The following is a 5,041-nucleotide window of genomic DNA, read 5'->3' as shown; positions in this document are numbered from 1 at the left end:
AGCCGCTGAGCCCGCCCTCGCGCCGGAGTGTGCCGAAGTCCGCGGCGCGGCCGGTCACCAGCTTGTGGACGTAGGACTGGTGGCCGGTGTCGAAGACGATCTTGTCGCGCGGGGAGTCGAAGACCCGGTGGATCGCGAGGGTCAGCTCGACGACGCCGAGATTGGGGCCGAGGTGCCCGGTGTTGGTCGCGACGGTGCGGATCAGCAGGTCGCGGATCTCGGCCGCCAGCTCGGTCAGCTCGTCCTCGGACAGGGCCCGCAGGTCGCGCGGGGCGGTGATGCTCTCGAGGACAGACATGGCGGCCAGTCTAGATCCTCACGGGTCGGCGACCCCGATCGCGGGCTCGGTCAGACTGGCACGGTGACGGACGAAATCGGGGAGCACCTCGCCGCATGGCGCGCGTACTCATCGACGCCTTGGGCGCGGATCAGGTACGCCATCGTCGGCGAGGTCCTGCGCCGCGAGGCCGATGACCTTCAGTCTCACGGTCTCGGCCCCGCCCTCCGCGTGCTCGACGTCGGCGGCGGGGACGGGATGGATGCCCTGCCGCTCGCGCTCGCTGGTCACGAGGTCACTGTCGTCGACCCGTCGGAGCGCTGGCTGGCCGCGGCGCAGCGCCGTGCAGCCGAGGCGGGGGCGCCGATCCGGGTCGTCCACACCGGCCTGGACCAGCTGCCCTCGGGCGAGTGGGACCTCGTGCTGTGCCACTTCGTGCTCCGCTACCGCGCCCCGCAGGCCGGCGACCTCGCCGCCCTGGCCCGCCGCGTCCGCCCAGGAGGGCGGCTCTCCATCATGGACGTGAACCCGGACGGACGCGTGCTTCGCTCCCTGCTGAACGACGGTCCGTCCGCGGCACATGCCGAGCTCCGTGCCGACCGTGCGCGGGTGGAGACCTTCGGGACGACGTCGCGCAAGGTCGCGTGGCGCGAGGTCCAGAACGAGGCGGAGACGGCCGGACTGCGGTTCCGCGGCCTGTTCGGCAACCGGATCGCCAACGATCTTCTCGTCGACGACGCCGCCAAGCACGACCCAGCTCATTTCGACGACCTGCTCGCCCTCGAGCTCGAACTGTGCGACCGCGAGCCGTTCAATCGGATCGGCTTCGCCTGGCAGCTGATCCTGGAGCGCTGGTCAGACGGTCGTCCCCGACGGGGGCAGCTGGGACGGGTCGACGCCGCCGTGGCAGGACGCGAACGGCTCGGGGGCGGTGTCGCCGGCGCCGTACTCCGCGACGAACAGCGCGATCCTCGGGTCGTCCGGCCCAGTGAGGGCGAGCTGGCGGCCCCAGACGGTGATGACGACCGGGGCCTCCTGGTCGTCGTACGGCGAGAGGATGCCGTTGTCCGGCAGCTGGCCGGCGAGCTGATCGACGCCGGCGGCATCGACGTCGTCGGGGCGGTAGGTCAGCCAGACGGTGCCGTGTTCGAGATCATGCACGACGCTCACCTCGGGCACCGGCTCGTCGTACACGCCGCACTCGAGCCAGTACGGCGCGTGGTCGCCTCCCACGGGCGGCGACTGCGGGTAGTCGACCTCCTCGCCGACCGCAACATGCTGCCTGGTCAGGCCGGGGAACTCCTCGACAGCGCCGAGGTCGGTCTCGACCTGCTCCGAGGACGACGGCCCGTCCGAAGCCTCGTCCGGCTCGGGGTCCGCGTCGTCCTTGGACAGCACGACCGGCACCAGCACGGCGATCGCCACCGCCAGCGCGGCGGCGAGCACGGCGAGGACGATCGGCAGCGGTGAGCGCCGGCGCGGCGGCGTGGGGATGCCCGGCGGCAGCGGAGGTGGCGGGCCGTAGTGCGGCGGCGGGGGCGGCGGGGGCGGCGACGATGGTGGAGGGAAGGGCGGCTCGCTCACTGCTCGAGGGCCCTCTCCACCCGCTCGACCTTGGCGGAGAGCTCACCGGTGAATCCCGGACGGATGTCGGCCTTGAGGACCAGCCCGACGCGCGGGGAGACCGCCGCGACGACGTCGACCGCACGCTTCACGACCGCCATCACCTCGTCCCACTCCCCCTCGATGTTGGTGAACATCGCGTTCGTCTCGCTCGGCAGGCCCGACTCCCGGACCACCCGGACCGCGGCCGCCACGGCCTCGGACACACCCCCGGTGTCGTCGGAGGAGGAGGGACTGATGCTGAAGGCGACGAGCATGCACCCACCGTAGTCAGGACGTGAGGCGAACGGTCCGCCGGCGGCGGCTGTTGGCGTCGCCATGACGCGCACGGCAGCCTTGGAGACCGCTCCAGGCTGCCGTGCGTGTCACTCGCCGCGAGATGTCAGCTGATGCGCTTGGTCGCGGCAGACCTCACGGTGACCGTCGCGTAGCCGGCCAGGCTCCGCGTGACCACGACGGTGATCCGCTTGCGCCGGTCCGCCGCCTTGGTCTTGTACTTCGCCTTGGTGGCGCCCTTGATCGCCTTGCCGTTGCGATACCACTGGTAGGTCGTCGTCGCAGGCTGGGGCGACCAGACGCCGAGAACCGCGCGGAGCTTGGCGCCGACCGTGGCCCTTCCCTTGATCTTCGGCTGCGAGGTCGTGGTGAACGTGGCCTGGCTGATCGCCGCGGTCGGAGCCGAGGTCGCCGCGTCGGGGGCGTAGCCGGAGCGCTCACCTCGGACCCGAACGGTGATCTGCCTGCCCGCGTCGGCGGGGGTCAGCCGGTACGTCGGCCCCGTGGCACCGGGGATCTCGACACCCGAACGGAGCCACTGGTACGTCGTGGTGGTCGCGGCAGGGGTCCACACGCCGGCATCCGCCGTCAGCGTCGCACCGACCGCCGTCGTGCCGGTGATCGTCGGCACCGGGACGTCGGTGAACGCCCCGTCGGCCGCCGCGGGCGTCGTCGCGGACGTCCGCGACGTCGGCACGTAGCCGGTTCGAGTCCCTGTGACCCGCACCGCCAGCGCCTTGCCGGCGTCCGCCGCGGTCACCTGGTACTGCTGGGTCGTCGCACCCTGGATCGCCACACCGGCGCGCAGCCACTGGTAGGCGAAGGCTGCCGACGGACTCCAGGTGCCCGGGATCGCGGTCAGCGTCGTCCCCACCTTCGCCGTACCGGTGATCGTCGGCACCGGAGCGGTCGTGAAGCCACCCGCAGCCACCGCCGCCGTCGCAGCCGACGTCTTCGCGGTCGTCACATAACCCTGTCGAGAACCGGTGACCCGCACCGTCAGCGCCTTGCCCAGATCCTCCACGACCGGCACGTACGTCGCCGTGGTCGCACCGGAGATCGGCGCACCCGCCCGCAGCCACTGGTAGGAGAACGTCGCCGACGGACTCCACGTCCCCGGCGTCGCGGTCAGCGTCGTCCCCACCTTCGCCGTACCCGTGATCGCCGGCACCGCAGCGGTGGTGAAGGGCAGCGGCACGGCCAGGTCGACCTTCAGCTTCGGCTGCGCCGCCGTGTGCTTCCAGGCTTGTGCTGTCGCCAGGCTCGGAGCGTTGCCCAGGCAGCGGGTCGGTCGGCGAACGGTGGCTGTGGACTCTTCGGCATCGTCGTAGAAGCAGACCGTGTACTCGAGCGTCTTGTCGGTGATCGGATGGTTCATCCGGCCGAGCGTGTTCGTCCGGAGCGGCCCCATCTGCAGGCCGGCGTCCCAGGTGGTGCTGCCGACCGGGCGCGAGAAGACGTTCCACCGCAGGCCGGCCAGCGGCGTGCTGTTGGCCGCGTCCACCGCGCGGACGTAGAGGCCCGGCCAGTCTTCGACGGCGAGACTGATGTCCGAGGTCTGTCCCGGGGCGACCGTCACGCGCTGCCCGTCGACGGTGCTCAGGAACTGCTCACCGCCCCAGGGCTCGCGCCCCTCCACCTCGACGACACCGGGGGCGACCTTGTCGATCGTGAACCGGCCGCTCGCGTCCGCCGACACCTGGGGGCTGTCCCAGCTGCGCTCCTGGTTGTGCGCGGCGATCTCGCCGTTGGGCCACGAGATCGGCGTGCCGTTCTTCTTCAACGTGCCGGTGATGCGGCCCCATCGCTCGAGGGTCGCGTTGATGATCGCCGAGGCGCTGATGGCGCGCACGACGACCGGCTCCGGCGCGTAGGGCGCGCACTCCAGGACCCCCCTGCACTCCATGCTGATCTCGTAGGTCCCGGAGGCGGGCAGGGTCACCTGGTAGGTGCCGTCCACGGCGGTGTAGTCGTCCGCGCCGTCGACAGGGCCCGCGTTGTGGTGCCACACGTCCACGAAGACACCTGGCACCGGCACGGTCGCGCCGGACGTGTCGACGGCGGTGACCTTGCCCGTCACCGTGATGGTCGCGGCTCGGGCAGGCGCGGCGAGGACGGGAACCAGGGCAAGGGCGAGGAGGAGACCGAGGAGAACCGGCAGGAGCGAGGCCGGTCGCGGATGGGAGCGCAGACGCATGGCGGGTACGTGCCTCCAGTGCACCCTCACCAAACTTCGGATCGAGGTGGCCTCGGTCACCACGCCGCAGGAACGCCGACGGCCCGCCCCTCGGTCGAGGGGCGGGCCGTCGTGCTGCGAGCGGAGCGGATCAGCCGCGGAGCAGGTTGCGCAGGACGTACTGCATGATGCCGCCGTTGCGGTAGTAGTTCGCCTCGCCCGGGGTGTCGATGCGGACGACGGCGTCGAACTCCACGCCGGTGTCGGTGGTGACCTTCACCGTGCGCGGGGTGCGGCCCTCGTTGAGCTCGGTGATGCCGGAGAAGGAGAAGGTCTCCTCACCGGTGAGGCCGAGCGACTCGGCGTTCTGGCCCTCGGGGAACTGCAGCGGGATCACGCCCATGCCGATGAGGTTGGAGCGGTGGATCCGCTCGTAGCTCTCGGCGATGACCGCCTTCACGCCCAGCAGCGACGTGCCCTTGGCCGCCCAGTCACGCGACGAGCCGGAGCCGTACTCCTTGCCGGCCAGGACGACCAGCGGGATGCCTGCGGCCTGGTAGTTGACCGAGGCGTCGTACACCGTGGTCACCGGGCCGTCGGCGGCCGTGAAGTCGCGCGTGAAGCCGCCCTCGGTGCCGGGCGCGATCTGGTTGCGCAGACGGATGTTGGCGAAGGTGCCGCGGATCATG

Annotated in this window: 4 protein-coding genes and 2 pseudogenes; 1 reads left to right on the top strand and 5 read right to left on the bottom strand. The window is 71.4% G+C overall.

What is annotated here, in order from left to right; genetic code table 11:
* Nucleotides 1-298 (bottom strand): 1-deoxy-D-xylulose-5-phosphate synthase N-terminal domain-containing protein (locus tag FHP29_RS22550; protein WP_420813390.1); only part of this gene is annotated, 298 nt, incomplete at its 3' end.
* Between the two features lie 237 nt (nt 299-535).
* Between FHP29_RS22550 and FHP29_RS23340 the strand changes: the two are divergent.
* Nucleotides 536-778 (top strand): annotated as a pseudogene (locus tag FHP29_RS23340) (methyltransferase domain-containing protein); the annotation flags it as partial.
* A gap of 354 nt (nt 779-1,132) precedes the next feature.
* Here the strand turns inward: FHP29_RS23340 and FHP29_RS21585 are convergent.
* The 4 genes and pseudogenes from FHP29_RS21585 to acnA all read right to left on the bottom strand — a co-directional run.
* On the bottom strand, nt 1,133-1,861 hold the full coding sequence (locus FHP29_RS21585; protein ID WP_158296494.1) for a DUF3105 domain-containing protein: 729 nt from the start codon (nt 1,859-1,861) through the stop codon (nt 1,133-1,135).
* Entirely contained in the window at nt 1,858-2,157 is a 300-nt protein-coding gene (locus tag FHP29_RS06265; protein WP_139622000.1) for a thiamine-binding protein, read from the bottom strand. Before FHP29_RS06265 ends, FHP29_RS21585 begins: the two co-directional genes overlap by 4 nt.
* A gap of 125 nt (nt 2,158-2,282) precedes the next feature.
* Nucleotides 2,283-4,373: a hypothetical protein gene (locus FHP29_RS06260; RefSeq protein ID WP_139621999.1), complete on the bottom strand. Its 2,091-nt coding sequence runs from the start codon at nt 4,371-4,373 to the stop codon at nt 2,283-2,285.
* Between the two features lie 130 nt (nt 4,374-4,503).
* A pseudogene (gene acnA / locus FHP29_RS22540) lies at nt 4,504-5,041 on the bottom strand (aconitate hydratase); the annotation flags it as partial.

This window comes from Nocardioides albidus, assembly GCF_006335005.1.
Taxonomy (GTDB): domain Bacteria; phylum Actinomycetota; class Actinomycetes; order Propionibacteriales; family Nocardioidaceae; genus Nocardioides; species Nocardioides albidus.
Note: the sequence above shows the minus strand (reverse complement) of the source record. Positions and strands in the feature narration are given on the sequence as shown.

Excerpts from the sequence above, each read along its gene's own strand:
- FHP29_RS06265 (WP_139622000.1), bottom strand. The coding sequence starts at position 2,157 with ATGCTCGTCGCCTTCAGCATCAGTCCCTCCTCCTCCGACGACACCGGG.
- FHP29_RS06260 (WP_139621999.1), bottom strand. The coding sequence starts at position 4,373 with ATGCGTCTGCGCTCCCATCCGCGACCGGCCTCGCTCCTGCCGGTTCTC.